This window comes from Cryobacterium sp. TMN-39-2, from assembly GCF_004402745.1.
Taxonomy (GTDB): domain Bacteria; phylum Actinomycetota; class Actinomycetes; order Actinomycetales; family Microbacteriaceae; genus Cryobacterium; species Cryobacterium zongtaii.
The window spans coordinates 17,971-43,678 of sequence record NZ_SOFX01000014.1 but is presented as its reverse complement, the minus strand read 5'-3'; the positions used below and the strand labels follow the sequence as shown (position 1 = coordinate 43,678).

General features: G+C 69.6%; 24 protein-coding genes, 1 pseudogene and 1 riboswitch. Of the genes and pseudogenes, 16 read left to right on the top strand and 9 right to left on the bottom strand.

Features of this window, described 5'->3' with window-relative positions; genetic code table 11:
* A pseudogene (locus E3O57_RS04940) lies at positions 1-486 on the bottom strand (hypothetical protein); the annotation flags it as partial.
* A 146-nt stretch (positions 487-632) separates the two neighbouring features.
* Here E3O57_RS04940 and E3O57_RS04935 point away from each other — a divergent pair.
* Positions 633-1,247, top strand: coding sequence for a TetR/AcrR family transcriptional regulator (locus tag E3O57_RS04935; RefSeq protein ID WP_103478508.1), 615 nt, complete (start codon positions 633-635; stop codon positions 1,245-1,247).
* A gap of 60 nt (positions 1,248-1,307) precedes the next feature.
* Complete coding sequence (locus E3O57_RS04930) at positions 1,308-2,279, top strand: DUF5692 family protein (RefSeq protein ID WP_088457479.1); 972 nt, start codon at positions 1,308-1,310, stop codon at positions 2,277-2,279.
* A gap of 83 nt (positions 2,280-2,362) precedes the next feature.
* On the opposite strand, the gene E3O57_RS04925 is transcribed toward E3O57_RS04930, so the two are convergent.
* Positions 2,363-3,178 carry an alpha/beta fold hydrolase gene (locus tag E3O57_RS04925; RefSeq protein WP_103478509.1) on the bottom strand — a complete coding sequence of 272 codons (816 nt, stop codon included), beginning with the start codon at positions 3,176-3,178 and terminating at the stop codon, positions 2,363-2,365.
* Between the two features lie 84 nt (positions 3,179-3,262).
* On the opposite strand from E3O57_RS04925, the gene E3O57_RS04920 reads away from it, so the two are divergent.
* Positions 3,263-4,183, top strand: a complete 921-nt coding sequence (locus E3O57_RS04920; RefSeq protein WP_103460431.1) for an AEC family transporter — start codon at positions 3,263-3,265, stop codon at positions 4,181-4,183.
* Between the two features lie 12 nt (positions 4,184-4,195).
* Here E3O57_RS04920 and E3O57_RS04915 read toward each other — a convergent pair whose 3' ends face one another.
* Positions 4,196-4,813: an antibiotic biosynthesis monooxygenase gene (locus tag E3O57_RS04915; RefSeq protein ID WP_103478510.1), complete on the bottom strand. Its 618-nt coding sequence runs from the start codon at positions 4,811-4,813 to the stop codon at positions 4,196-4,198.
* An 81-nt stretch (positions 4,814-4,894) separates the two neighbouring features.
* The gene (locus E3O57_RS04910; RefSeq protein ID WP_103478511.1) at positions 4,895-5,731 is read right to left on the bottom strand and encodes an exodeoxyribonuclease III; all 837 of its coding nucleotides are present in this window, start codon (positions 5,729-5,731) and stop codon (positions 4,895-4,897) included.
* Between the two features lie 69 nt (positions 5,732-5,800).
* On the opposite strand from E3O57_RS04910, the gene E3O57_RS04905 reads away from it, so the two are divergent.
* From E3O57_RS04905 to E3O57_RS04890, 4 genes are read left to right on the top strand one after another with little or no spacing between them, the layout of a single operon-like run.
* Complete coding sequence (locus E3O57_RS04905; RefSeq protein WP_088457473.1) at positions 5,801-6,802, top strand: TIGR03557 family F420-dependent LLM class oxidoreductase; 1,002 nt, start codon at positions 5,801-5,803, stop codon at positions 6,800-6,802.
* Between the two features lie 2 nt (positions 6,803-6,804).
* Positions 6,805-7,926 carry a coenzyme F420-0:L-glutamate ligase gene (gene cofE / locus E3O57_RS04900; protein ID WP_103478512.1) on the top strand — a complete coding sequence of 374 codons (1,122 nt, stop codon included), beginning with the start codon at positions 6,805-6,807 and terminating at the stop codon, positions 7,924-7,926.
* 11 nt (positions 7,927-7,937) lie between these two features.
* Positions 7,938-8,621: a 2-phospho-L-lactate guanylyltransferase gene (gene cofC / locus E3O57_RS04895; RefSeq protein WP_241990310.1), complete on the top strand. Its 684-nt coding sequence runs from the start codon at positions 7,938-7,940 to the stop codon at positions 8,619-8,621.
* Between the two features lie 49 nt (positions 8,622-8,670).
* Positions 8,671-9,525 carry a hypothetical protein gene (locus tag E3O57_RS04890; protein ID WP_103478514.1) on the top strand — a complete coding sequence of 285 codons (855 nt, stop codon included), beginning with the start codon at positions 8,671-8,673 and terminating at the stop codon, positions 9,523-9,525.
* Between the two features lie 157 nt (positions 9,526-9,682).
* On the opposite strand, the gene E3O57_RS04885 is transcribed toward E3O57_RS04890, so the two are convergent.
* Complete coding sequence (locus E3O57_RS04885) at positions 9,683-11,827, bottom strand: fructose-specific PTS transporter subunit EIIC (RefSeq protein WP_198416798.1); 2,145 nt, start codon at positions 11,825-11,827, stop codon at positions 9,683-9,685.
* Between the two features lie 87 nt (positions 11,828-11,914).
* A riboswitch (TPP riboswitch) is annotated at positions 11,915-12,015 on the top strand.
* Between E3O57_RS04885 and E3O57_RS04880 the strand changes: the two genes are divergently transcribed.
* Entirely contained in the window at positions 12,006-12,728 is a 723-nt protein-coding gene (locus tag E3O57_RS04880) for a hypothetical protein (protein ID WP_103478515.1), read from the top strand. (Overlaps the previous riboswitch by 10 nt.)
* A gap of 136 nt (positions 12,729-12,864) precedes the next feature.
* Here E3O57_RS04880 and E3O57_RS04875 read toward each other — a convergent pair whose 3' ends face one another.
* The 3 genes from E3O57_RS04875 to E3O57_RS04865 form a co-directional block, all read right to left on the bottom strand.
* Entirely contained in the window at positions 12,865-13,869 is a 1,005-nt protein-coding gene (locus E3O57_RS04875; RefSeq protein WP_255455733.1) for a formylglycine-generating enzyme family protein, read from the bottom strand.
* 211 nt (positions 13,870-14,080) lie between these two features.
* Positions 14,081-15,688 carry an HNH endonuclease signature motif containing protein gene (locus E3O57_RS04870; RefSeq protein WP_103478516.1) on the bottom strand — a complete coding sequence of 536 codons (1,608 nt, stop codon included), beginning with the start codon at positions 15,686-15,688 and terminating at the stop codon, positions 14,081-14,083.
* A gap of 91 nt (positions 15,689-15,779) precedes the next feature.
* A complete protein-coding gene (locus tag E3O57_RS04865) occupies positions 15,780-16,253 on the bottom strand; it encodes a hypothetical protein (RefSeq protein WP_103459345.1) in 474 nt (157 codons plus the stop codon).
* A gap of 151 nt (positions 16,254-16,404) precedes the next feature.
* On the opposite strand from E3O57_RS04865, the gene E3O57_RS04860 reads away from it, so the two are divergent.
* From E3O57_RS04860 to E3O57_RS04845, 4 genes are read left to right on the top strand one after another with little or no spacing between them, the layout of a single operon-like run.
* Entirely contained in the window at positions 16,405-17,625 is a 1,221-nt protein-coding gene (locus E3O57_RS04860) for a sensor histidine kinase (RefSeq protein ID WP_103459349.1), read from the top strand.
* The gene (locus E3O57_RS04855; protein WP_103478517.1) at positions 17,622-18,242 is read left to right on the top strand and encodes a DNA-binding response regulator; all 621 of its coding nucleotides are present in this window, start codon (positions 17,622-17,624) and stop codon (positions 18,240-18,242) included. Before E3O57_RS04860 ends, E3O57_RS04855 begins: the two co-directional genes overlap by 4 nt.
* Before the next feature lie 51 nt (positions 18,243-18,293).
* Entirely contained in the window at positions 18,294-19,406 is a 1,113-nt protein-coding gene (moaA, locus tag E3O57_RS04850) for a GTP 3',8-cyclase MoaA (RefSeq protein ID WP_103478518.1), read from the top strand.
* 44 nt (positions 19,407-19,450) lie between these two features.
* Entirely contained in the window at positions 19,451-20,158 is a 708-nt protein-coding gene (locus E3O57_RS04845; protein WP_165787849.1) for a metalloregulator ArsR/SmtB family transcription factor, read from the top strand.
* Between the two features lie 56 nt (positions 20,159-20,214).
* On the opposite strand, the gene E3O57_RS04840 is transcribed toward E3O57_RS04845, so the two are convergent.
* Positions 20,215-20,553, bottom strand: coding sequence for a non-heme iron oxygenase ferredoxin subunit (locus E3O57_RS04840; RefSeq protein ID WP_103459341.1), 339 nt, complete (start codon positions 20,551-20,553; stop codon positions 20,215-20,217).
* A 125-nt stretch (positions 20,554-20,678) separates the two neighbouring features.
* Here E3O57_RS04840 and E3O57_RS04835 point away from each other — a divergent pair, with 125 nt between their 5' ends.
* Genes E3O57_RS04835 through E3O57_RS04820 form a run of 4 tightly spaced genes read left to right on the top strand, consistent with a single transcriptional unit; the run spans position 20,679 to position 25,650 of the window.
* Complete coding sequence (locus E3O57_RS04835) at positions 20,679-21,005, top strand: DUF2249 domain-containing protein (protein ID WP_241990309.1); 327 nt, start codon at positions 20,679-20,681, stop codon at positions 21,003-21,005.
* Between the two features lie 27 nt (positions 21,006-21,032).
* Entirely contained in the window at positions 21,033-22,241 is a 1,209-nt protein-coding gene (locus E3O57_RS04830; protein ID WP_241990308.1) for a hypothetical protein, read from the top strand.
* A complete protein-coding gene (locus E3O57_RS04825; RefSeq protein ID WP_103478520.1) occupies positions 22,238-24,889 on the top strand; it encodes a multicopper oxidase domain-containing protein in 2,652 nt (883 codons plus the stop codon). Before E3O57_RS04830 ends, E3O57_RS04825 begins: the two co-directional genes overlap by 4 nt.
* Complete coding sequence (locus E3O57_RS04820) at positions 24,886-25,650, top strand: Crp/Fnr family transcriptional regulator (RefSeq protein ID WP_241990307.1); 765 nt, start codon at positions 24,886-24,888, stop codon at positions 25,648-25,650. Before E3O57_RS04825 ends, E3O57_RS04820 begins: the two co-directional genes overlap by 4 nt.
* Positions 25,651-25,708: the final 58 nt, after the last annotated feature.

Sequence of the window (25,708 nt, the reverse complement as noted above, 5' to 3'; positions counted from 1 at the left end):
GCTGACCGGGGTCTGCGCGCCGGCCTGGGTGGCGGCGGATGCCTGTGCGAGGGCCGGCGCGGCGGCCTGTGCGGCACGCGCAGCCTCGGCGGCGCGCTGGGCTTGTGCGTGCGCCTGGGCCTGTGCCTGTGCCTGTGCCTGTGCCTGGCGCTCGGCCTCGTCGGCCCGTGCGGCCACCAGCTGCACCGCCAACAGCTGCTCTGCCGCAACGGCCCTGGCCGCCTCCGCCTCGGCAACTTCGAAGCGGATCTGACCGATCAGCTGCACCCGCCTGTCGAGGGCGGTGGCGGCATCTGTCGACGCAGTGAGCAGCTCACGGGCGGCCGGATGACGCAGGTCGAGCCCGCAGGACGGGCAGACCGGCGCCGGCAGCGTGGCCGCGCAGGCCGGGCAGCGGGTGGTGTCGGTGAGTTCGGCCGCGCTGAGCGGCCAGCGGAATCGCCCGACGTACTGCGCGAAGTCGCGAATGGAGCTGCTCGATGACATCAATCCCCCTGATGAATGGTGCGGCTTCCACAGGCTAGTGGTTCGACGGCTGGACCGAGAGAGTCACCTAGCGGCGCACTCCCCAGTTCGGGGCGATTGACGCGGTGTCATTGACGCTGTGTCAACGGCGGGAGTAGCGTTCAAGCATGAGCACCCCGACGGCCTCCCCTCGCCAGAGCAAGCAGCCCGACGAGCGTCATGACGAGATCGTCGCCGCGACCCGGCAGCTCTTCGCCGAACGGGGCGTTGCCAAGGTCTCCGTCACCGAGATCGCCAAGCGCGTCGGCGTCACGCGGGGCCTGATCTACCACTACTTTCCCGACCGGGACGCCCTGATCGACCTGATCTTCGAGGACCACATCACTGAGTTCGTCGACGCCGTCTCCCGCTGGGACGCCGACCGGGAGCCCGGCAATGTCGCCAAGGCGCTGCTGGACTGCGTGGTCTTGTTCCGCCACCACCTGCACGCCAAGGACATGTTCCGTGAAGACCTCGGCCACCCCGAGAACGCCGGACTGTACAACCGGTTTGTGGACCGCGCCGTGCGCGCCATCGTCGAGCGCCTGCGGGTGACCACCGTCGAGGCCTACGCGCGGGCGCACCACATTGACATCGAACACGTCGGCGAGGTCTTCTACGTCCTGGTCTACGGACTGATCGGCCTCGTGCGCTCGTCGCCCGACGTCGACGACCAGGTGCTCGTCGCCATCGTGCGACAGACACTGCACCTGGACATGGGCACCACGAACACCACCCTGTAAAGACGCACCACCCGCAAGACGCACCACCCCACAAAGAAAACCGAATAAGGAGAAACGAAGATGTTCCTGTACGAGTCAATCCCCTGGTACTCCACGCTGATGTGGGTTGCGGTGGTGGCGGGCCTCATGCTTGCCAACGAGATCGCCCGGGCCAGCAAGTGGGCCGCCCTCGTGTTGTTCATCGGGCTACCGGTGGTGCTCACCATCTTCGTCTGGCCCCACACCGCGGGCGCCGACTCCAGCACCGGCACCTGGTTCCACTGGGTCAAGGTGTACTCCGCGCTGGCGGGTTGCCTGGGCTTCATGGCCATCCGCTTCATCCCGAAGCTGGCGAAGAACAAGTACTGGCTGATGTTCCCGGCGGCGATCCTCGCGCTGAACATCTTCGAAGCGGTCATCCGTGACTTCCAGGTCTACGGCATGCAGGGCATGGTCGACGGCGTCTTCATGGTCGGCGGCCCGTGGAACATCATGAACGGCATCGCCGGGCTGCTCAACCTCGTCACCATCTGCGGTTGGGCGGGCATCATCATCAGCCGCGGCAAGAAAAAGGACATGATCTGGCCCGACATGCTCTGGTTCTGGATCATCGCGTACGACCTGTGGAACTTCGCCTACGTCTACAACGCCGTCGGTGACCACTCCTTCTACGCCGGCGCCGCCCTACTGATCTCCTGCACCATCCCCGCGTTCTTCATCAAGCGCGGCGCCTGGCTGCAGCACCGGGCGCAGACCCTGGCGTTCTGGATGATGTTCACGATGGCCGTGCCCACCTTCGTGACCAGTTCGAAGTTCGCCGTCGAGTCCTCGCACAACCCCACCGCCCTGTTCATCGTCAGTGCGATCTCGCTGGCCGCCAACATCGCCGTGGTCGTCTACCAGGTACGCGTCATCGTGCGCACCAAGCGCAACCCGCTGAAGGACGAGCTGTTCGTGGAGCTGCCCGCCTACCAAAAGGTGCTCGCCGACAACCGGCCGCTGGATGCCGCCCCCGCCGTCACAGGCTCGCCCCGAGCCGCCGCGAGCGTCTAGTTCCGCACCGCACCATCCCGCGAAAGCGGTCGTGTGGTTGCCTCGAGCCTCTCGAAGCAACCACGTGGCCGCTTTCGCGGCCGTTAAAGGGCGTTTTCGGTGAGCCAGTCGAGCAGCACCCGCTGCACATCGGCCGCTTGTTCCACGTTCGGCAGGTGCGCGGTGTCGCGGAACACGCATCCGCTGGCCTGGGGCAGGGTCGTCACCAGGTACTCGTACGCCGCGAGCACCTCGGACATGTCGTACTCGCCCACCGTCACCAGGGCGGGCACCTCGATGTCGACGACCCTGTCGAACGCGGGAGGTTCGAGCGGCAGCGACACCGGGCGCTCCTCGGCGTGGATGACGTTCACCCGGTTGAGCGCGTAGGCGGTGGAGACGAATTCGGGGTCGAGGTCCTCCTCGCGGCGCAACGGGCCGAAATCCCAGATCGCGGCCTCGAGGCGGGCCAGCCGGTGCCAGTCCTGGGCGGCGAAGGCCCGGTCGATCTCGTCGAACCGGGCATCCTCCACCTCGGTCAGCTCGGTGTCGGGGAACCCGCTCGGGCCCGCCCCGATCACGATCAGCCCGGCCACCCGGTCCGCGCTCTCCACCGCAAGATCGATGGCGATCGTGCCGCCGCGGGAGCACCCGATCAGCGTCGCGCGGGCCACGCCGAGGTGGTCGAGCACGGCCAGGGCATCCGCCCGGTTGGAGAACTCGACGTCCTCGGTGCTGGTCTGGCCGAAGCCGCGGGTGTCGAAGCGGATGACGAAGTGCTCTTCGGCCAGCGCGTCGATCTGCGGGTCCCACATGCGCAGGTTCGCGATGCCCGCGTGGATCAGCAGCAGCGCCGGCTTGGAGGCGTGTCCGTCGGTTTCGTAGTACAGGCTCGCGCCCGGCACGGTGAGGTGAGGCATGAGTCGAGCGTACGACGGCCGCGCCGCGGGTGGGGGACTTTTTCGCGGCCCGGCGGTGCATCGGCGACCCCGTAGGCTCGAAACGTGGGCGGTGTACTGGTCGGATTCTCGATCATCGGGTTTGTGATCCTGGTGGGCTACGTCGTCGAGCGCACCGGCGTGGCCGGCGAGGACGCCGGCCGGGTGCTCAACCGCATCGCGTTCTTCGTGGCCACCCCGGCGCTGCTGTTCACCGTGCTCGCGCAGGCGGATGTGCGGGTGCTGTTCTCCGCGTTCCTCGCCACGGTGCTGTGCAGCGTGATCGTCGGCATGCTGCTGTATGTCGTGCTGGCCAGGATCTTCTTTCGAAACCCGCTGCCCGAGACGGTGCTCGGCGCCACCAGCGCCACCTACGTCAACGCCAACAACATCGGCCTGCCGGTGGCCATCTACGTGCTCGGCAGCGCCCAGTATGTGGCGCCGGTGTTGCTGCTGCAGCTGCTCGTGCTCGCGCCGATCACCCTGAGCATCCTCGACGCGTCCACCCGCGGACGGGTGTCGGTGCGCAGCATCCTCACCCAGCCGCTGCGGAACCCGATGATCATCGCCTCGGTTCTCGGCGTGCTCGTCGCCGCCTTCGGCATCCCGGTGCCCGACGCCGTGATCGCGCCCCTGGACATCATCGGCGGTGCCGCGATCCCGCTGGTGCTGATGTCGTTCGGCATGTCGCTGCACGGCCAGCGACTGCTGCAGGCCGGCACCGGACGCAAGCAGGTGGTCGCGGCGTCGGTGATCAAGGTGGCGCTGATGCCCGTGATCGCGTACCTGTTCGGCCGGTTCGTGTTCGCTCTCGAGGGCCCCGAGCTGTTCGCCGTGGTGACCGTGAGCGCGTTGCCGACAGCGCAGAACATCTTCAACTTCGCGTCCCGCTACGACCGGGGCGTGGTCGTGGCCCGGGACACCGTGCTGGTCACCACGATCGGCGCGATCCCGGCGCTGGTGATCGTCGCGGCCCTGCTCGCCTGAGCCGCCGACGGATCAGGCCTTCTTTTTGGGCGCTTTCTGCAGCCATGGCCGCAGCCGGCGGGTGATGAACGGCATCACCACGTAGGTCATCATGGGCGCCATCACGAAGGTGGTCAGCAGGATCCGGAGCACGGTCGGGATGTCGTTCCAGTGCGGGTCCACCCCGGTGACGAGGTAGGTGAAGATCACGTTCAGCGGAAAGAAGCCCAGCCCGATGGCCACGGCCTGCTTCCAGCGCGGCGGCTGGACCGGCGCGGACGGACCGGCGTTGACCTGGGAGTCGTCGAACCAGCCCTCGATGCCGGTGCGCCGCACCACGTGGGACTCGAGCACCAGGCCCTCACCCTCGAGCAGCCAGCTGGTGCGGGCGATCGAGTGCTCCCAGGCCTCCAGCGAGGCCGCATCCTTGAATTTGTAGAGCATGTGCCAGTGCGCGGAACCGGCGTGCGCGCGCACCCAGCCGGAGCCGAGGAAGCCCGGGTATTCGTTGGCGAGGTCCATCCCGGTCTGCACCCAGTGGGTGGCCTCGTCGAACCGGGCGGGGTCGACCCTACGGCGGATGGAGACGGTGACGGGAACGTCGGCGGGGGCTTGTGGCGCCGCGTCGTTCCCGGATACAGCAGGAGACATGCGTCCAGTATGGGCGACACCGCTTGCGTCTCGCCGGGTTTGGGCAAGCTCAACCAGCGGGACGAGCTCGACCAGCGGGGCCTAGAAGATCATCGGGCGGTCGTCGTCCTCGTCCTCGGTCTCGATGTCCACCAGCACCGGCACGTGGTCGCTCGGGGCGTCGCCCTTGCGCTCGTTGCGGTGGATGCTCGCATCCGTCACGAGCTCACCGAAGGCCGGTGAGCCGAGGATGAAGTCGATGCGCAGGCCCTCGTTGCGCGGGAAGCGCAGCTGCTTGTAGTCCCAGTAGGTGAAGCCCTCCGGCACGATCGGGCGCACCACGTCGGTGAAACCGGCCGCCTCGAACGCTTCGAAGGCGCTGCGCTCTGCCGGCGAGATGTGGGTGGACACGCCGGGTACCAGGGTGGGGTCGCCCACGTCGGAGTCCAGCGGGGCCACGTTCCAGTCGCCCATCAGCGCCATTGCCAGCCGGGGGTTCTTGGCCAGCTCGTCGGCGGCGTGGGTCTTCAGCCGGGTCAGCCAGTCCAGCTTGTAGACGTAGTGCGGGTCATCCAGCGATCGGCCGTTGGGCACGTACAGACTCCACAGGCGCATCTCGTTCACGGTCACGCCCAGCGCGCGGGCTTCCAGCGGCAGGCCGGGGCCCTCTTCACCCTTGAGGAAGCCGGGCATGTCGGGGAAGGCGGTGACCACATCCGTCATTTCGTGGCGGCTGGCGAACGCGACGCCGTTCCACTGGCTGACGCCGTGGATGGCCAGTTCGTAGCCGGCATCCTCGAAGGCCTGCGCGGGGAACTGCTCGGGCTTGCACTTGATCTCCTGCATGGCGAGCACGTCGATGTCCTCTCGCACCATCCAGTCGACCACTCGGTCGACGCGGGCACGGATGGAGTTGACGTTCCAGGTGGCGATGCGCATGGCTCTAAGCCTATTTGGCGCGGGCGCCCCAGAAACCTCGCCGACACACGCGAGTGGCAGGATGGCTGTATGTCGGAATTGCAGATCGGTTACGCGGCCATGTTGGAGCAGTTCGCCCCCGCCGAGGCGGTGGCGCTCTCGGCCTATGCGGAGGAGCACGGCTTCTCCGGGGTGATGGCGGCCGATCACTTCCAACCGTGGGTGCCCGCCCAGGGCGAATCCTCCTTCGTGTGGAGCGTTCTCGCCGCGATCGGTGAGCGCACCAAGGGCGACATGGGTCCCGGCGTCACCGCGCCCACCTTCCGCTGGCACCCGGCCATGGTGGCGCAGGCCTCCGCCACACTCGCCTCGATGTACCCCGGCCGGCACTGGCTGGGCCTGGGTTCCGGTGAGGCGCTCAACGAGCACATCGTCGGCGGCTACTGGCCCGAGGCGCCCGAGCGCATCAACCGTATGTTCGAGGCCATCGAAATCATCTCGAAGCTGTTCACCGCCAGCATCGCCGGGAAGGACGTCAAGCACTCCGGCCAGTTCTTCAAGCTCGAGTCCACCCGGCTGTGGACCATGCCTGAGGTAGCGCCCGAGATCCTCGTCGCCACCGCCGGCCCGGTCACCGCCAAGCGCGCCGGCCGGCACGCCGACGGCCTCATCACCGTCGGCGCCCCGCTCGAGAAGATCTCGATGCTGTTCGGCAAGTTCGACGACGGCGCCCGCGAGGCCGGCAAGGACCCGTCGACCATGCCCAAGGTGCTGCAGCTGCACATGAGCTGGGCCGAGACCGACGAAGAGGCCATGGCCAACGCGCTGCACGAGTGGCCCAACGGCGGCATGAAATTCCCCAAGGGCGACATCCGTTCGCCGTTCGAATTCGAGCAGATGGCAAAACTGGTGCGTCCGGAGGACTTCGAGGGCCGGATGATCATCTCCGCCGACCCCGACGACCACCGTGCCTACATCCAGAAGTTCGTCGACCTCGGCTTCGACAAGATCTACCTGCACAACGTGGGGCGCAACCAGCGCCAGTGGATCGACGTCTTCGGCCGCGACGTGCTGCCGAAGCTCGCCCGGTAACGATGCATTCCGCGGCGGACGGTGCGCGCCACCGGCTCGAGGTGTTCGTGCTGCCCGGAATCGGCGAGGTCCGGGCCGGCGACGACCTGGCCGCGACCATCCTGGCCGTCGCCGGTCCCGCCGCGTCCCGTCTGGCCGACGGTGACATCCTGGCCGTGACCAGCAAGATCGTGTCCAAGGCCGAGGGCAGGCAGGTGGCCGCGACCGACCGGGAGCAGGCCATCGCCGACGAGACCGTACGGGTCGTCGCGACCCGCGCGCATCCTGGCGGGGTCACCCGCATCGTCGAAAACCGGCAGGGCCTGGTGATGGCCGCCGCCGGTGTCGACGCCAGCAACGTCGAGCACGGCACTGTACTGCTACTGCCCGTCGACCCGGATGCCTCCGCGCGCGGCCTCTGCGCAGCCCTCCGCGCCGCCACCGGGCTGCACCTCGGGGTGCTGATCACCGACACCGTTGGCCGCCCGTGGCGGGACGGCCAGACCGACATCGCCATCGGCGCTGCCGGCGTGGCCGTGCTCGACGACCTGCGCGGCAGCATGGATGCGCACGGTCGCCGCCTCGACGTCACCGTCGCCGCCGTCGCGGACGAGATCGCCGGCGCCGCCGACCTGATCAAGGGCAAGACCAGCGGCAACCCCGTCGCCGTGCTCCGCGGCCTCGGCCACCTGGTGGGCGCGATCGACGCGGGGGATCGCGGCGCGCGCCGGCTGTTGCGCGACAGTGCGAACGACATGTTCCGCGTCGGCAGCGCCGAGGCGTACGCGGAGGGTTATGCGGCCGGGCTGGCGGCTGCCGAGGCGGACCGCGGGACGGATAGCGCACCCACGAACGCTGATGAGGCGGGGACGGCCAGGGCTGCTGATGACAGGACCGCGGCCGCCGACTTGCCGGAAGATGCCACTACAGCGCCTCTGAGGGGGCACATTGCGGCAAGTCGCGAGACTCCCGATGCCGACTTGCCGCAAAAGTCCCCTACCGGGCCCGCGAGGGGGCACTTTGCGGCAACTCGTGAGGTTCGGGATGCTGCCGCCGACGACCACCTTGGTGAGTTGCCGGTTGAAACCCCCACCGCGCACGGCACCGGGCCTCAAGTGGCTTCTCGCGGAACCGCATCCGCGTGAGATGGGTGTGCGTGGTGCCCGTCAAGGGCAGTGCGAACGCCAAGAGCCGCCTGAGCGCGCTGCCGGAGACCTTCCCGGCCCGCGGGGAGCTCGCCGAAGCATTCGCGCTGGACACCGTGGCCGCACTGCTGGCCGCCGAGATGGTGCAGCAGGTGCTCGTGGTGACCGCCGACCCCGCTGCCGCCGCGCCGCTCAAGGTGCTGGGCGCCCAGATCGTTCCCGAGATGCCGCACACATCCGCTTCGGATGCCGGGACGGGCGCTTGTGTGGCAACTCGGGACCCGCTCAACGCGGCCATCGCCGAGGGCATCCGGGTGGCGCACGAGCAGTACCCGCTCTGCAGCGTCGCTGTGCTCACCGGAGACCTGCCCGCGCTCACCGTCGCTGACGTCGAGTCGACCCTCACCGCCGCAACCGCCCATGACCTGGCCATGGTTGCCGATGAGGAGGGCACCGGCACGACCACGTTGCTCGCCCGCGCCGGCATCACGCTCACGCCCCGGTTCGGGCCCGGCTCCCGTGCTGCGCACGAGACGGCCGGCCACGTGCCGCTCGACCTGCCCGCCACGGCGTCGATCCGCCGCGACGTCGACACCGTCGACAACCTTGCCGAGGTGCTGCGCCGCGGTGTCGGTGCGCACACCAGCGCCGTCATCGCCCGCTCGCAGCAGGTGCCCGGCCCAGAGGGGCGCTGATAGACACCAGCCAGTGAGCCAGCGCCGGCCACTGCGCTAGCGTGCAGTCATGGGGAACACCGACGCCCGGATGCATCTGGGTCATGCCGCCCGCTTCGCCGGCACCGTGATGCTCACGGCGGTCTTCGCCGCTACCGTCGCCACCCTGATCTTCATGTTCAGCCGGGGCGCGACGGTGGCTCAGGCCTGGGACCTGATCGTCGGTGGCCTTTCGCTGTTGGCAGCGGTCGCCGCTCTCGCCGGCACCGCCACACTCACCCTGCTTCTGGTGTTCTCGCCGCCGACCGGTCGCTGGGGCCTCGGCGGGCGCAGCGTGATCGCCGGGTATGCAGGAGTGATCTTCGCGGCGCTGTCATTGCTCCTTGCGGCCGAGTGGATTCCCGGTGAACCGGGCGCTGCCGGCGGTCCCGCGGTCCTCGCAGCCGCGATCCTCGGCTTCACCCTGGCCGGTGGCCCGCTCTGGATCGGCCTCATCGCGGTGCTCCTCGGGCGTACGGCGCTCCTCCCTCGGGACATCGGGACGCAGCGGCTGTCCGCCTCGGAGCGTTCACGATTCGGTGCCGTCCTCATCGCGGCCGGTCTCTGTCTTGCCGCTATCGCCACCTCCGGCGCGTACCTCGTTGCGGTGCACGGCGGCCTGGACTACGCCTGCGCCGTGGAGGGGCCGTTCTCTCCTCTCGCCGAGCTGTCGGAGCGCGCCGACGTTGTCAGCGGCAGCTTCTCCTGGTGGCCGCTGGGCCGTAGCTGCACCTGGGCCGCAGCCAGCGGAGGCACGGTCCTCGCCACCTCGGGCTGGAGTCACACGGCACTCGTCCTGGCTTCGCTCGGCCTCGCCGCGGCGGGCATCGCCCTGCGAACAACCCGGGCGGGTCAGAGGGATGCGCCGGCCGGGAGCGCGCGGTAGCGCCGCATCCACTCGGGCGGCGGCGGCGGCCGACCGGGCCGACTCGGCCGAACTCGGTACGTAAGGGCGGAGATATTCGAGAAACGCCGGGTTGCGCAGGCGCGCGCGGCGGCGTTTCCCGAAAAAGTCCGCCCCTACGTGCGGTCCAGGATGGGGGCTAGTGCGCGGCGGGAGTCGCCGGCCGCACCGAGGACGCCAGTGCCGCGAGCACGTCGGCCGGGGTGGCCGCCATCTCGATCGAGGCGCGGAACGAGGGCTTCATCAGGCTGCGGGACAGCTGGGCGAGCACCTTGAGGTGCTCGGTGCCGGCGGCGGCCTCCGGCACGGCGATCATGAAGATCAGGTGCGCAGGGGCCTCGTCCAGCGAGTTCCAGTCAACGCCGTCCCGGCTGCGCGCGAACGCGAGCACCGGGGAGGTGGCGCCGTCGGACTTGGCGTGCGGAATCGCGATGCCCTCGCCGATGCCGGTCGTGCTGATCAGTTCACGGTCCATGGCCGCCTGCACGACGGCGTCGACGTCGAGCACCCGCCCGGTGGTCTGCATCAGACCGGCCAGACGACGGATGACGGCGTCCCGGTCGGTCTCGTCGATGTCGAGCACGATGGTGCGTTCGTCGATGTAGTCGAGCACGGTCTTCGGGGCGGGGGCCACCGGCTCGGCGGCAGCAGGCGCGGCAAGAACCGGCGCCGCAGCCACGGGCGAAACGGCACTCGCCGCAGCACCCGGCGCGGCAACCGGCACAGCGGCGTCCGCAGCGGTGCCGATGGGCGCGGCCGCGGCAGCATCCGCCGGCACGACCTTGCGCACCGAGATGCCGATCAGCAGCACCGACACCAGAGCGGTGACGGCCACACCGGAGAGAATCGCGACGAAGTACATCGGCACGCCGCTCACGGCACCGAAAACGGCCACGATCGGGCCGCCGTGCGGCACGGCGTTGGTGACCCCGGCGATCGCGGCGATGGCACCGGCGACGGCGCCACCGAGCACGTTCGCGGGGATGACCTGCAGCGGGCGGGCCGCCGCGAGCGGGATGGCGCCCTCGGTGATGCCGAAGAAGCCCATGAACAGCGCGGCGATGCCGGCCTCGCGTTCCACCGGGGTGAAGAACCGGCGACGGATGACCGTGGCCAGCCCCATGCCCAGCGGCGGCACGGCGATGGCCGCGGCGACCATGCCCATCGGGCCCGGGTTGCCGGAGGCGATCAGCGCGGAACCGAACAGGAACGCTGTCTTGTTGATCGGGCCGCCCATGTCGAACGCGACCATCGCGCCCAGGATCAGGCCGAGCACGACGACGCTGCCGCCGTCGAGGCTGGAGAGGAAGTCGGTCATCGAGGAGAACACCCAGGCGATCGGCTGGCCGAGTGCGAGCACGAACAGGCCGCCGACGACGAGGGTGGTGATCACGGGGATGACCAGGATCGGCATGATCGGCTTGATGAAGCGGTGCACGGGGATCTTCTTGATGCCCAGCGCCACGAAGCCCACCAGGAAACCGGTGACGATGCCGCCGATGAAGCCGGCACCCGATTCGGAGTTGTAGAAGGAGCCGGTCGTGGCGATCCAACCGCAGATCATGCCCGGTGCGAGCCCGGGCCGGTCGGCGATCGCGTAGGCGATGAAGCCGGAGAGGATCGGCACCATCAGGGTGAAGCCGAGCACGCCGATCTGGTTGATGGTGAACCAGAAGCTGTCCTCGGGGATCACGAGTCCCTGCGGGGTGGCCTCGCCGCCGATCGACAGCGAGATCGCGATGAGCAGCCCGCCGACGACGACGAACGGGATCATGTACGACACGCCGTTCATCAGAGCGCGGTAGATGAAACCGCCGATGTCGCGTTTCCCGGCGCTCGCCGGGGCATCCGTGGTCACGGCGGCGCGGCCGGTGGGGGCGGCGGCCAGCGCCTCGGCGATCAGCGCGGCCGGGCGGTGGATGCCGTCGGAGACGCGGGTGGAGACCATGCGCTTTCCGCCGAAGCGGGACAGGTCGATCTGGGTGTCGGCGGCGACGACGACAGCGTCGGCGCGGTCGATGTCGGCCTGACTGAAGGTGCCTTCGACGCCGACGGACCCGTGCGTCTCGACCCGGATCTCGTAGCCGAGTTCGGTGGCGGCCGCGTCGAGTTTCTCGGCAGCCATGTAGGTGTGGGCGATGCCCGTTGGGCAGGCCGTGATCGCCAGGATCAACACCGTGGGCGGCGCGATGGTGGTGTCGGTCGGGGTGTCAGGCATGGTGCGGTGTCCTTCCAGGACGACGCCGACGACCGGTGGCCCGTCGGCCATGGAGCGCGTGCTCACCCGGTGAAGAATGCAGCAGCCTGTCCAGCGTACAGTTCGGCGCCCGGTGCGTTCGAGAGTCTTTCGGCCCTGCCGGCCGCTAGGGTGGGACGCGACACGGGGTGCCTCCGCCGGATGCGGACGCTGAGATCCAAACCCGTCGAACCTGACTAGTTAGCACTAGCGAAGGGATGTCGCCATGTACGTTCACGCCGCCGAATCACGCCGGGACGCCGACCCGGATCGGCAGCCGGAGCCGGACCGCACCGAACCGTTCAGCAGGCTGCTCTGGGCCGACATCGCCGAAACCCGCACCGCCATCGATGCGTTGCTCTTCATCTCGGAACTCGGCGAGGGCAGCCTGTCCGCCGGCCACTTCGCCTACTACCTGGCCCAGGATGCCCTCTACCTCGCCGCGTACTCCCGGGTGTTGGCGCAGGCGAGCGTCCTGGCGCCCACCCCCGCCGAACGGGAATTCTGGGCTACCGGCGCCGCCAACTGCATCGAGGTGGAACTCGAGCTGCACCGCACCTGGCTGACCGGCCATGACACGCGGCCGGCGCCCGGCCCGGTGACCCGGTCCTACGTCGACCACCTGGTCGCGGTCAGCGCGGCAGGCAACTATGCGGTGCTGCTGGCAGCGGTCCTGCCCTGCTACTGGCTCTACTCGGATGTCGGCGAGCGCCTGCACGCCGGCTTCACGGCGAGCCGGCGCGACGCGGCGCATCCGTACGCCGACTGGCTGGAGACCTACGCCGACGAGGGGTTCGCGGCCGCGACCCGGCAGGCCATCCTGCTCACCGACACCGCGGCGGCCACCGCGACGGCCGTCGACCGGGCGCTCATGCGCGCCGTGTTCGCCCGGTCGGCGGCCCTCGAGTTGCTCTTCTTCGACGCGCCCCGGCTGCACGCGCCGGGGTAGCAGACCACGACCATCCGCACCCGCGGATGCATGACTCCTGCGATTCCCTGCCGCCGACCGGTGATCGCCCCGGAATCACGAGGCGGTCGGCCACACCGGCGGAATCGAGCACGAGTTGTGCCTCGGCGGCGGCGGCTCAGGTCAGCGCCACGGTGCGGAAGCCCACGTTTCCGGCCGCGGAATCCGCGGTGTTGGAGGCCCGAGCGGAGTTGCGGTACCGGTTGCAATAGGAGTCGTGGCAGAGGTACGAGCCGCCGCGCATCGAACGCTGCTCGCCTGTCGCCGGGCCGGCCGGATTCTCGGCGGGGGAGTGCGCGTAATAGCCCTCCGCCCACCAGTCGGCGCACCACTCCCAGACGTTGCCCACGCTCTGCCAGAGGCCGTAGCCGTTCGGCGCGAACTCCCGCACCGGGGCGGTGCTGAGCCAGCCATCGGCCAGGGTGTTCACCGCGGGAAACCGGCCCTGCCAGATGTTGCAGCGCTGCCCTTCCTCCCACTCGTCTCCCCACGGGTAGCGCCGGCCGGCCAGCCCGCCGCGCGACGCGCACTCCCACTCGGCCTCGGTCGGCAGCCGTCGCCCCGCCCAGGCGCAGTAGGCCAGCGCGTCGTTCCAGCTCACCTGCACCACCGGATGCTCGGCCAGCCCGTCGAGCGATGAACGGGGGCCGGCCGGATGCGCCCAGTCCGCGCCGCGCACCCCCAGCCACCAGGGTGTCTGCGGGGGTTGGCCGACCACGTCATCGAGGTCGGCCTGCAACGCGAGGTGGAACACCGCGGAGTAGCCGAACAGCTCCGACTCGGTGCGATACCCGGTATCGGCCACGAACCGGGCGAAGGCGGCGTTGGTGACCGTCGTCGTGTCGATGGAGAAGGCATCCAGCCGCACCTCGTGCACGGGGGTCTCGCCGTCACCGGGATTGCCCGCGCCGTCGGCGTCGCCCATGGCGAAGACCTGCGCCGGCACCAGCGCCTGGTCGAGATGATGCCGGCTGGCGAGCCCGGTCGCAGAGTCAACGGCATCGTGCCGGGCGCTGTGCTGCGTAACGTGTCCAGTGGACTTCTCTGGCGCGGCCTCGGGCCGTTGGGCGTTGGTCATCACCTCGTGTGCGGGTGCACAGCAGCTGTGGTCGTCTGTCGTCACGCGCAGACTGTACCGCGCGGGGTAGTCGGCGACGACCCCTGCCGCTGCACAATCCCGGCAGGTGGCAGGTGGCAGGTGGCAGGTGGCAGGTGGCAGGTGGCTGGCGGTACGCGGCGGGCGGCACGGGCGGCAGTCGATGGGTGGCAGCGGCGGGCGGCGGGCGGCGCTGGCGTGTGACAGGCGACGGGTGGGCGATCCGCGGATTGCGGGATCAGGCCCTGGGTGGTGCTGTTGTTTTTGGCGGTCCGTCCCGGGTGCGGCCGGGCATCTCGATGAGTGCTTGGCCGGGGTCGATGGTTGTGGGTGGGCGGAGCCAGTAGCGGCCGGTGTTTTCGAAGATCTGCCAGTGCTGGTTGTGGAGCAGCAGGTGGTGGGCGGGGCAGAGCAGGATGCCCTGGTTGATGTCGGTTCTGCCGTGGTCTCTGAGCCAGTGTTCGATGTGGTGGGCTTCGGTGAACGCCGGTGGGCGGTCGCAGCCGGGCCACCGGCAGCCGCCGTCGCGGGCGGCGAGGGCTTGGCGTTGGGCCCGGTTGAACAGGCGTTGTTCGTGGCCCAGGTCCAGGGGCCGGTTGACCTCGTCGACGGTGATCTCAACACTTCCCGAGTCGCAGATGAGGCGTTCGATGGTTTCGGGGGAGACCGGGGCGTTGTTGCCCTCGATGTAGCCGTGCCCGGTTTGGCCGGGAAGGCAGATCAGGATGTCGTCGGCGGCGGCCGGTCCTGTGGGCGCGGCGGGTCTGGCCGTCGTGGCGGTGGTGGTGAGGATCTGCACGGCGGGGCGGCGGCCGCCGAGCATCTCGTTGGGGTTGATGGTGGTGCCGGCTTTGAGGAGGTCGAGGAAGCCGTCGCAGGTGATTTGGCTGGTGTTGCGGGGGTCGTTCTTGACGCGTTTGGCCCAGGCGGCGCGTTCGGTGTCGACGAAGCGCACGCCGCCGCGGCGGGGGCTGGTGAGACTGTCGAAGGTGGCTTTGATGAACTCGCCCTGTTCCGCCGGGAAGAGCCCGTCGATGCGGACCTGGCCGGTGTTCAGGGTCCAGATGCGCAGGTAGCGGTCGTCCCAGGCTTTCTGTTCCCGTACCCTAATGCCGGCCTCGTCGAGGCTGTCGCGCGTCTGCCGGGCCCGTTTGAGGAGCTGGTCCACGTCCATCGCCGCGGCGTCGGCGAGCAGCCCCGCCAAGGCATCGGCGAGGACCGGGCCGGTGACGACGGTATCGATGTCGCCCAGGCCGGTGCGTAGGGCGTGCGCGGCATCGATCGAGAGGGTTCCGCCGGTCACGGCGTGCGAGATCGGTGCGTGCCACGGCATCGGCGCCGGCAGCGGAACGACCGGAGCGACCCCGCCGTGGCCGTCGAACCCGTCGACCCCGTCGAGCCCATCAGGGATGTCCGGGTCCAGCACCCCCTCGAGCAACCGGCGGGCCGCTTCGGCGTCGGTCGCGGCCGCCTGCGCTTGGGCGTCTTCAACCTCGGCGAGCATCCGGCCCACCCCCACGAGCTTCCGCGACTCGACCTTGCTGGTGCCGGTCAGCTTCTGAATCAACCCCTCGGGATTCAAAAAGCCCTGCTGCGCAGCCAAACCGGACTGGCCCAGCTCCCACCGGGACCGCTGGGCCAGGGTCTTCGCCAGCCACGCCTTGCGGGTGTCCAGCTCGCGTTGGGCCCGGGCCAGGGTCTGCTGACCGGACAGGACAGCGGCATCCGTGAGCTTGTCGTAATCGGCACTGCAGGAGCCCAGCCGGGCCACGTCGACCGCCGCATCCACCAGCCCATCGCCGCGGGAAGTAGCGAAGATGTCTGCGACACTCGACCGGTTTGTCATGCCCCGAATCTAGCCCGATTCCGAAACTTTGTGTGAGCAAAAGTCAACTTGTGGATAACTTTTCTTGGGCCATACCGGCCTCCAGCCGCGCCTAGCGGAGGACGGTGACGCCGACGGTGGTGAGCACGCCGAAGACCACGCCCCAGATGATGATCGAAATGATCTGCCAGAAAATGACGGCGTTCTTCGAGGCGCCGAAGGACACCATCGCGGCCGAGGTGATCTGGCTCGGCAGGATCGTCTGGCCGAGGAGGCTGACGCCGGCAACGCCGTACCTGTCAAAGCGTTCGCGCAACTTGGCCCGGCGGGGCGAGTCGGGCTTGGTGGCTTTGCCGAGGCGAACCCGGGACCGCACCCCGTGGGCGCTGAGGACGACAACGAGCATTGAGAGCACGTTGCCGACGATGGCGGCGAGGACGGCGACGACCGGATTGACCCCGGCGAGAATGCCGATGGCTGCTCCGAAGTACGACTCCACGAACGGGATCGCGGCGGCGAGGACGATACCGACCCACTGCAGGAGCTCGGGCAGGGAGGCGGTGAAGTCGCGCAGCGCGTCAATCAAGATGAAGCCTTTCGTCAGAGGGCCCGGTGGTCCGGGTCATGACTCAATCCTCCGGGCCGGCCGCTCTCCGCTGAAGTGTCGCCGTGTCACCGCGTGCCGGGCACTTCCACACATCGGATAGTGACAAATGTCACTGCTCTACGCTGGCAGCATGCCTGACGCCCTCACCCGCGAATCACCGCGCCCGGCCGGACAGGCGCGCAGCGTGCACACGACCTGGACCTACACCCTCGCATCGATCGTCTTCTTCTTCGTCGTGCTGGATTCGATCCTGCTGGGCGTCGCTGCGTCGAACTTCGAGGCAACCGAGGATGGCCGTGACGCCGCCCTCATCGTGCTGATTCTCGTGTGCGGGGCGATGCACGTGCGCTACTGCTGGTTCCTCCGCGTCGGGCGGGGCGGTGGGATGCCGCGGCTCGCCTGGACCGTGGCACTGATCGTTCCCGCCGTCACCGTGTGGCTGCTCGGCCTCGCCACCCCGGGCGCCGGCTTGTTCGCCGCCTTCCCGCTGTGGATGGGTCTCAACGCCATCGCACCCCTGCTGCCCCGTGCCCGCCGGTGGACGGTTCTTGTCGGCGGAGCCGCCGTGACCCTGGCACACCCGCTGCTGGCGTCCTCGCTCTTCGGCCATCCACTCGAGGCGTCGGGCATCTCGGGGGTTTGGCTGTTGTTCACCTATGGCGCGTTTCTGCCGATGATGGTGCTCTCCAGCCTGTGGTGGTGGGAGATCGTGGTGACCCTCGATCGGCACCGGTCGGTCGCCGCGGAGCTCGCGGTCGCGCACGAGCGGTTGCGCTTCGCCTCCGATCTGCACGACATCCAGGGCCATCACCTGCAGGTGATCGCGCTCAAGTCCGAACTTGCCGAACGCCTCCTTTCCATCGATCCGGATGCCGCCCGGGAGCACCTGCACGAGACCCGGCTCATCGCCAAGCAGGCGCTCGAAGAGACCCGATCCCTCGTCGCCGGATACCGCCAGGTCGACCTGGCGACCGAACTCGAGAACGCCCGAGAGGTGCTGACCGCATCCGGGGCCGACTGCGCGCTCGAACTCGGTGTCCTGCCCGCGGGTATCGAGGTCCGCAGGGTCCTCGCGCTGGTCGTGCGGGAGGCGACGACCAACATCCTGCGACACAGCACCGCGAGCAAGGCGGCGATCACCCTCTCGACGAACGCCGAGGGCAGCACCCTCGAGGTCGTCAACAACGCGGCGTCGCCCGCGACGGATGCGCCGGGGCGCGTCCTCAGCAGCGGCCTGACCGGTTTGCGGGACCGGGTCGCGGCGATCGGCGGGCACTTGGTCACCGAAAGTGACGGCGACACCTTTGTGCTGCGGGCGTTCGTCGCCGCCGGAGTGGGTGTCGGCGCGTGAGCGCGGCGCCCCGCGTCATCCGGCTGTTGATCGCCGACGATGAGCACCTCATTCGCGGTGCGCTCAGCGCCCTGCTCAGCCTGGAGGCCGATATCGAGGTCGTGGCGAGCGTCGGCAACGGCGTCGCTGCGGCGGAGCGGGCGCTGGAGACGAAGCCCGACGTGTGCCTGCTCGATCTCGAAATGCCCGAGGCCGACGGCATCGAGGCGGCCACGCGCATCCTCTCGACCGTGGCGACGAAGGTCGTGATCGTGACGCGGCATGCCCGCCCCGGTGTACTGCGGCGCGCGCTGGGAGCAAGGGTGTCGGGATTCGTGCCGAAGTCGACTCCGGCCGAGGACCTCGCCGACGTGATCCGCGCCGTGGCAGCAGGCAAACGGTACGTCGACCCCGAGATCGCGGCGACGGCGCTGACGGCGGAACGCTGCCCGCTCACCGACCGTGAACTCGACGCCCTGCGGTTCAGTCGGTCGACGATGAGTGTGCAGGACATCGCCGACAGGCTCCACCTCGCGGCCGGGACCGTGCGCAACTACCTGTCATCGGCGATGACGAAGCTCAACGCGCGGTCGCGGCACGAGGCGGCGGAGATCGCCTGGCAGCAGGGCTGGATCTAGCCGGGGCCAGGGCTGCGGCGAACCCGAACCGTTCGGGGTTAGGGTCGGTGTATGCCCGGTGCACCGATTCCCGTGCGCGTCATCGAGCCGCTGGCCGGTGACGTGACGCTCGGGCCAGCCCTGGCCCCGGATACCCAGCTCGTCGACACCCTCGGTCGCCCGCTGCACGACCTGCGCCTCTCGGTCACCGACCGGTGCAACTTCCGCTGCGTGTACTGCATGCCCAAGGAGATCTTCGGCAAGGACTTCGCCTTCATGCCCCGCGACGAGATGCTCTCGTTCGAGGAGATGACCCGGCTGGCGCGTATCTCGGTGGCGCACGGGGTGGAGAAGATCCGGCTCACCGGCGGCGAACCGCTGCTGCGCAAGGGCCTCGAAGAGCTCATCGCAATGCTCGCCGCCCTCCGCACCCCGGCGGGCCGGCCCGTGGACATCGCCCTCACCACCAACGGTTCCGCCCTGGCGATGAAGGCGCAGGCGCTCAAGGATGCCGGCCTCAAGCGCGTGACGGTCTCCCTCGACTCCCTCGACGACACCACCTTCCGCACCATGAACGACGTCAACTTCCCGGTCGCCCGCATCCTGGCCGGCCTCGACGCCGCCCACGCCGTGGGCCTGGGCCCGATCAAGATCAACATGGTCGTCAAGCGCGGCCAGAACGACCACGACATCGTCAACATGGCCCGGCATTTCAAGGGCACCCCCTACATCCTGCGATTCATCGAGTTCATGGACGTGGGCACGAGCAACGGCTGGGACATGGCCGCCGTCCTGCCGTCCAGTGAGGTGCGTGACCGCATCCACGCCGAACTGCCGTTGCAGGAAGTGGCGCCCAACTACACCGGCGAGACCAGCCGTCGTTGGCGGTACATCGACGGCGAGGGCGAGATCGGCCTGATCTCCAGCGTCACCCAGTCGTTCTGCCACACCTGCTCCCGCGCTCGGGTCTCCACCGACGGCAAGCTGTTCACCTGCCTGTTCGCCAGCGAGGGCCACGACCTGCGCGCGCTGCTTCGCGACGGCAGCAGCGACGAGCAGCTCTCGGCCGCGATGGGTTCCATCTGGCGGCAGCGCACCGACCGGGCCTCCGCACTGCGCAGCGCCCAGACCGGAGCGGTGCGCTCCTCCGGAAAGAAGATCGAGATGTCCTACATCGGCGGATGATCGCCGCCCGACCCGGTTTAACCGCACGCTGCTACTCTAAAATCATGGTTTCGATCGATCAGAGTGACGCCAGGCACGCGGCCCTGGCCAGTGAGCCGCGCCGCCGGGTGCTGGGCCTGCTCACCGCTGCCGCCGAGCCGCTGGACGCCGTCACCGTCGCTGCGGGCATCGGCCTGCATGTCACCACCGCCCGGTTCCACCTGGAGCAGCTCGAGGCCGTGGGACTGGTCGAGCGCCAGGTGGCCAGGGCCGGCCAGCGTGGCCGCCCGCACGTGCTGTTCAGCCCGGTGGCGGCGCCGCTGCCCGTCGAAGACGCCCAACAGCAGCTCACCCAGGCCCTCGCCTCGGTGATCGGCGAGGACGCCGACGGCGGTCGCGCCCGCTCGGTGCGCGCCGGCGAGCGCTGGTCGGCGCAGTACGCGGCCGGGGCGGATGCCGCCGATCCGGTCGACCTGGTGGGCACCCCGTCCGCCGCCTCGGCCGGAACCGACATCGTGCCTCCGCTGCTGCGGGTGCTCACCGAGATCGGCTTCGAGCCTCAGCTGCGCGCATACGAGAACACCATCGCGCTGCCGGCCTGCCCGTTCCGGGCCGAGGCGCGGGCCAACCCTAATGTGGTCTGCTCGGTGCACCTGGGCCTGATCCAGGGCCTGGTGCGGGAGCGAGGCCACGACGCGTCCGCCATCCGCCTGCTCCCGTTCGTGCAGCCCGACCTCTGCCTCGTGGAGTTGCCCCCGGGTCTCACGGACTGAGGGAAAAGCCCCCAGTGCGGGCCGAAGTCGGTGCTTTTCTCACAGTTCGCGAACTGTCACCCCACGTAGGAGGACACGTCGACCTGCGCGGTTACGTCCACGTAGACGTCGCCGTCGACGATGGTGAGCGGGTAGACCGGCACCGGCTCTGAGGCCGGCAGGGTGCGGGCGCGCCCGGTGGACAGCTCGAACCGGCCGCCGTGCGCCCAGCACTCCAGGTCGTCGCCCTCGACGAAGCCGTCGGAGAGGGAGATGTCGGCGTGCGAGCACATGTCGCCGAGCGCGAAGCAGTTTCCGGCGCTGTCTTTCACCAGGGCCACCGCCACACCGTCGACCATCACCTTGATCGCCTCGCCGAGCTCGAGCTCGGATTCCGCGCACACCCTGGTTGCCATCTGTTTCTCGTTCCTGCCGATTCTTCTTGCGGCCTGGGCCGATGGGACGAACGTCCCGATTAAAAGGATAGACATCCTCTAAAGTGACTCACTAGGGTCATTCGACCCGGCGAAGGAGAATTTCTGTGACTGCCGAACCGATCAACCTCTCATCCAGCCGCCCCGGTGCCGTGGACGTCGCAGCCCCCGCTGGGCATGCCTGCGCCTGTGGCCACGAAGACACCGAGAAGATCGTCCTCGACTCCCGCACCATCCCGCACGCCATCCGCCACGCCACGATCTTCGGAGCTCTCGGCGCCATCCAGCCCGGCTTCGCCCTCGACCTGATCGCCTCGCACAACCCGCTGCCGTTGCTCGGCCAGCTCGAGAGCAGCCGCCCCGGCGACTTCGTCGTCTCGTACCTCGAGAACGGCCCCGAAACCTGGACCATCCGCCTCACCCGCGCCAACTAGCCGGCACCTGCCCGCCCGACGCCGCCGATGACCATGCTCAGCCCCCTCCGCCGCACCGGCAGCGCCTTGCGCGGCACCGGTCCAGCGGCACGGCCGAAGGTCACCGGCCGGCTGGTCTTCCTGCTCCTCGGCGGCATCGCCCTGCTCGCCGGCCTCGACGGCGCCCTGCTGCTGCTCGGCCTGGCGGCCCCGGTCGACAGCGCCCGGCTCGGTGCGGTGCACGGGCCGCTGATGGTGTTCGGCTTCGTCGGCACCGTCGTCGTGCTCGAGCGGGCCGTGGCCGTGCGCCGCGGCTGGGCGTACCTCGCCCCTGGCCTGCTCGGCGCCGGCGGCCTCGCCCTCATCTCGCCGCTGCCGGTGGTCGTGGGCCAGGTCGCCCTCGTCGCCGGTTGCGCCGTGCTGCTGGCCATCTACGCCGAGATCTGGCGCCGGCAGGGGTCGGTGTCCACCGCGGTGCAAGTGCTCGGCGCCGTCGCCGGGCTGATGGCCACGGTGTTGTGGCTGCGCGGTATCGGCATCCCGCAGCTCGCGCCGCTGCTCATCCTGTACCTCGTGCTCACCATCGCCGGCGAGCGCCTCGAGCTGTCCCGCATCTCGCCCACCGTGAACCGTCGAGCCGAACAGTGGATGCTCGGCATCAGCCTCTCCCTCAGCTTCGGCTCGGTCATCGCCCTGGTCTGGCCGATCGCCGGCTACCCGCTCCTGGGCGCCGGAATGCTGGCGCTGGTGGCCTGGCTGTTCCGCCACGACATCGCTACCCGCATGGTGCGCTCGGTCGGGCTGCCCCGCTACATGGCCTGGTGCCTCCTGGCCGGCTACGGCTGGCTCGTCGTGGTGGGCGGCATCTGGCTTCTGCAGGGCCCGGTCTACTCCGGCCCCGGCTACGACGCGATGATGCACGCCGTGTTCCTCGGTTTTGTGATGTCGATGATCATGGCCCACGCCCCCACCATCCTTCCGGCCGTGCTGCGCCGACCGCTGCCCTACCGACCGATCATGTACCTGCCGGCCGGGCTGCTGCACGCCTCGCTGCTGGCCCGGGTCCTGTTCGGTGACGCCTACGGTGTGCCGGCCCTGGTGCAGTGGGGCGGCGTCTTCAACATCGTCGCGGTGCTGCTGTTTGTACTGATCGCCGTGGTCTCGGTGCTGCGCGGCAGCACCGTGTTGCCCGCGCGAGCAGCAGCGCGCAGTACCGCCGTGCCGCCGGCACCCTCCCCGCGAGGCTCGCTCCTATGAAGGACAAGCTTTGGCACATCGTCTCGGGCACCCTGGTGCCGGCCTGGCTGGTCGCCGCGGTGGTCTTCACCTTTTTGCACCGCCTGGTGCCGTCATCGGGGTGGTTGCTCGTGCACCTGCTGCTGCTCGGCGCGGTGAGCACCGCCATCCTGATCTGGAGCCAGCACTTCGCCGACACCCTGTTGCGACGTAAGGCCCTCGGCCACCGGCTTTCGCTGGGGCTGCGGCTGAGCGTGCACACCGTGGGCGCGATCCTGGTGATGACGGGCATGGTCATCGACGGGTACCCGCTGGTGCTGGTCGGCGGCATCCTGGTGGGCCTGAACGCGGTCATTCACGCCGTCGTGATCGTCGGCCAGTCCCGCGGCGCGATGCCGGGCCGGTTCGCCCCGCTGGTGCGCTACTACGTAGCCAGTGCGCTGATGCTGGCCGCTGGCGTGGTCCTGGGCATCCTGATGGCCAGGCTCGACGGTGGCGGTGAGGACTACGAACGCCTCTTCATCGGGCACCTCGGCCTCAACCTACTGGGCTGGGTGGGCCTGACCGTGATCGGCACCATCGCCCTGCTCTGGCCCACGGTGCTGCACACCCGAGTGGAGGGCGCCACGCTCGCCGGCGGGCACACCCTGATGGTGCTCGTGGGCGCCCTCGGTCTGCTCGCCCTCGGTTGCCTGGCCGACCTGCGCCTGATCGTGGCCCTGGGCGTGCTGGTCTACCTGGCCGGGCTGGGCCGGGTGCTCTGGGAGGCCGTCGGCCACCTGCGCCGCGCGCCCGCGGTCACCTTCGCGGCGTGGAGCCTCGGCGCCGCGATGGTCTGGTTCGCGCTCTGCACCCTCGGTTTCGGCCTGCAGCTGGCACTCGCCCCGAGCTGGACCGCGGCCGCCGCCGGCGTGGAAACCCTGGTGCCCTACTTTGCGGTCGGTTTCGCCGCCCAGATCCTGCTCGGCGCCCTGAGCCACCTGGTGCCCGTGGTGCTCGGCGGCGGCCCGCCCGCCCTCAAGGCCACCGCGGCCGAACTCGACCGCGGCGGCCTGGTCCGGGTCGTCCTCGTCAACGGTGCCCTCGTCCTCTCGCTCCTGCCGGTGTCCAGCACCATCACGGTGCTGCTGTCGGTGCTGACCGTGGGCACCCTGGCCAGTTTCCTGGTGCTGTTCAGCCTGGCCCTCCGCACCAACCGTCGGGTACGCGCCCTCCCGCTAGTGCGGATCGCGCCGGGCGAACGCACCGCGCCGACCGAGCGACCCCGCAGCACCGGACGGATGCTCGCGGCCGCGACCGTGCTGCTGCTCACGGTGACCGCGGGCATCGTGGCCGACCCGGCCTCAATCGGCCTGTCGACCATGGCCGCCCCGGCCGCCGGCACGGCCGCCGCCGCGACCGGGCACACCACCACGGTGGCGGTGGACATGGTGGACACCCGTTTTGTGCCCGACCGCATCGAGGTGCCGGTCGGTGACGAACTGGTGATCGAACTCACCAATAGCGACGACATGGTGCACAACCTGGTGCTCGAGTCCGGGCTGGTCTCGTCGTCGCTCGACCCTGGCGCCACCGAGACAGTGGCGGTGGGCGTGATCGGCGCGAGTGTGGACGGCTGGTGCTCGATCGCCGGACACCGGCTGCTGGGCATGGAGATCAGCATCATCGCGGTGGGCGGCGACGACAGCACGGCCGGTGCCGGCACGTCGATGGACGGCACGGCGGGCACGTCCGCGGACGGCACCCACACCGGCCACGGTTCCACCGCGACGGGCGCCTCCGCCGCCGACGACCTCGACCCGATGGCTGAACCCGACGCCGATTTCCAGGCGAGGGACGCCGCACTGCCGCCCGCCGCATCCGCCACCGTGCACCGGCAGACCCTGACCGTGCGCAATGTGGAGACCGAGGTGGCCCCGGGGGTCACCCAGATGCTGTGGACCTTCAACGGCACCGCGCCCGGCCCCACTCTGCGCGGCACTGTGGGCGACGTGTTCGAGATCACCCTGGTGAACGAGGGCACGATGGGGCACTCCATCGACTTCCATGCCGGCGACGTCGCCCCGGATGAGGTGATGCGCACCATCCAACCCGGCGAGAGCCTGGTCTATACGTTCACCGCCACCCGGTCCGGCATCTGGCTGTACCACTGCTCCACCATGCCCATGTCGGTGCACATCGCCAACGGCATGTTCGGTGCCGTCATCATCGACCCGCCCGGGCTGGCCGAGGTGGATCGGGAGTACCTCGTTGTGCAGTCCGAGCTCTACCTCGGCACGCAGGGCGGCGAGGTCGACGACCTCAAGGTCGAGGCGCAGACCCCAGACCTGGTCGTCTTCAACGGCTACGCCAACCAGTACGCCGCCCGCCCTCTCGCGGCCCGGGTGGGCGAGACCGTTCGCGTCTGGGTGCTGGCTGCCGGACCCAACCTGGGCAGCGCCTTCCACGTCGTCGGCGGCCAGTTCGATACCGTCTATAAGGAGGGCGACTACACGCTCAAAGACGGCGGCAGCACCGGAACCGGCGGCTCCCAGGTGCTCGACCTCGCCGCAGCGCAGGGCGGGTTCGTGGAGCTCACCTTCGGCCAGGCCGGTCACTACCCGTTCGTGAGCCACGTCATGTCGGATGCCGAGAAGGGCGCCCGCGGCATCCTCGAGGTGCTCCCGTGAGTGAGGCCCGGCGGTCGGTGCCGCTGCGCTCGGTACCGCTGCGCAGTACCTGCGGTCGCCCGCACCCGTGCCCGCCCGCGATGCAACTGCGGATCCTCGAGCAGATCGGCCTCTTCCACGGCCTGTCCGGCACTGAGCTGGCCTCGATCGGCGCACGGATCCAGTCGCTGGCCTGGTCGGCCGGCGAGGCCGTGTTCACCGCAGGCGACCCCGCCGAGCACGTCTACCTGCTCGCGGCCGGCCAGGCGAAGGCCTTCCGCACCACCCCGACGGGCCAGCGCACCAGCCTCGACTTCTTCGGGCCCGGCGACGTGCTCGGCGGCCTCACCTGGGCGGGCCGCAGCGGATACACCGAGACGGCCGTCGCCCTGGTCACCACCTGCGCCCTCCGCATCGACGCCGGCGCCTTCCGCGAGGTGATGCTCGCGCATCCGTCGGTGGCTCTCGGCGTGCTCGACGTGGTCTCGGACCGTCTCGCCCGCGCCCGCTCCACCGAGCAGCAGCAGGCCTCCAACACCGTCACCGAACGGGTGGCGGCCGGCCTGCTCCGCCTGGCCGACACCTTCGGTGTGCCGGGTGACGAGCCCGGCGCGACCCTCATCCAGCTGCCCCTGACCCGGGCCGACCTGGCCGCCATGGCCGGCACCAGCGCCGAGTCGGTGTCCCGCACGATGAGCCGGCTCCGCCGCGACGGGCTGATCGACTCGGGTCGGCGTTGGACCGCTGTGCTCGACCGGACCGGTCTGCTCGCGGCAAAGTGACGGCCGTCATGGTCGCCGCCCGGCAGCCTCCGTAACGTCGTTAATGCCCCGGTCAACC

Bases quoted from the DNA above. Each gene is read 5' to 3' on its own strand.
- E3O57_RS04935 (WP_103478508.1), top strand. From the start codon at position 633: ATGAGCACCCCGACGGCCTCCCCTCGCCAGAGCAAGCAGCCCGACGAG.
- E3O57_RS04930 (WP_088457479.1), top strand. From the start codon at position 1,308: ATGTTCCTGTACGAGTCAATCCCCTGGTACTCCACGCTGATGTGGGTT.
- E3O57_RS04925 (WP_103478509.1), bottom strand. From the start codon at position 3,178: ATGCCTCACCTCACCGTGCCGGGCGCGAGCCTGTACTACGAAACCGAC.
- E3O57_RS04915 (WP_103478510.1), bottom strand. From the start codon at position 4,813: ATGTCTCCTGCTGTATCCGGGAACGACGCGGCGCCACAAGCCCCCGCC.
- E3O57_RS04910 (WP_103478511.1), bottom strand. From the start codon at position 5,731: ATGCGCATCGCCACCTGGAACGTCAACTCCATCCGTGCCCGCGTCGAC.
- E3O57_RS04905 (WP_088457473.1), top strand. From the start codon at position 5,801: ATGTCGGAATTGCAGATCGGTTACGCGGCCATGTTGGAGCAGTTCGCC.
- cofE (WP_103478512.1), top strand. From the start codon at position 6,805: ATGCATTCCGCGGCGGACGGTGCGCGCCACCGGCTCGAGGTGTTCGTG.
- E3O57_RS04890 (WP_103478514.1), top strand. From the start codon at position 8,671: ATGGGGAACACCGACGCCCGGATGCATCTGGGTCATGCCGCCCGCTTC.
- E3O57_RS04880 (WP_103478515.1), top strand. From the start codon at position 12,006: ATGTACGTTCACGCCGCCGAATCACGCCGGGACGCCGACCCGGATCGG.
- E3O57_RS04870 (WP_103478516.1), bottom strand. From the start codon at position 15,688: ATGACAAACCGGTCGAGTGTCGCAGACATCTTCGCTACTTCCCGCGGC.
- E3O57_RS04860 (WP_103459349.1), top strand. From the start codon at position 16,405: ATGCCTGACGCCCTCACCCGCGAATCACCGCGCCCGGCCGGACAGGCG.
- moaA (WP_103478518.1), top strand. From the start codon at position 18,294: ATGCCCGGTGCACCGATTCCCGTGCGCGTCATCGAGCCGCTGGCCGGT.
- E3O57_RS04845 (WP_165787849.1), top strand. From the start codon at position 19,451: ATGGTTTCGATCGATCAGAGTGACGCCAGGCACGCGGCCCTGGCCAGT.
- E3O57_RS04840 (WP_103459341.1), bottom strand. From the start codon at position 20,553: ATGGCAACCAGGGTGTGCGCGGAATCCGAGCTCGAGCTCGGCGAGGCG.
- E3O57_RS04830 (WP_241990308.1), top strand. From the start codon at position 21,033: ATGACCATGCTCAGCCCCCTCCGCCGCACCGGCAGCGCCTTGCGCGGC.
- E3O57_RS04825 (WP_103478520.1), top strand. From the start codon at position 22,238: ATGAAGGACAAGCTTTGGCACATCGTCTCGGGCACCCTGGTGCCGGCC.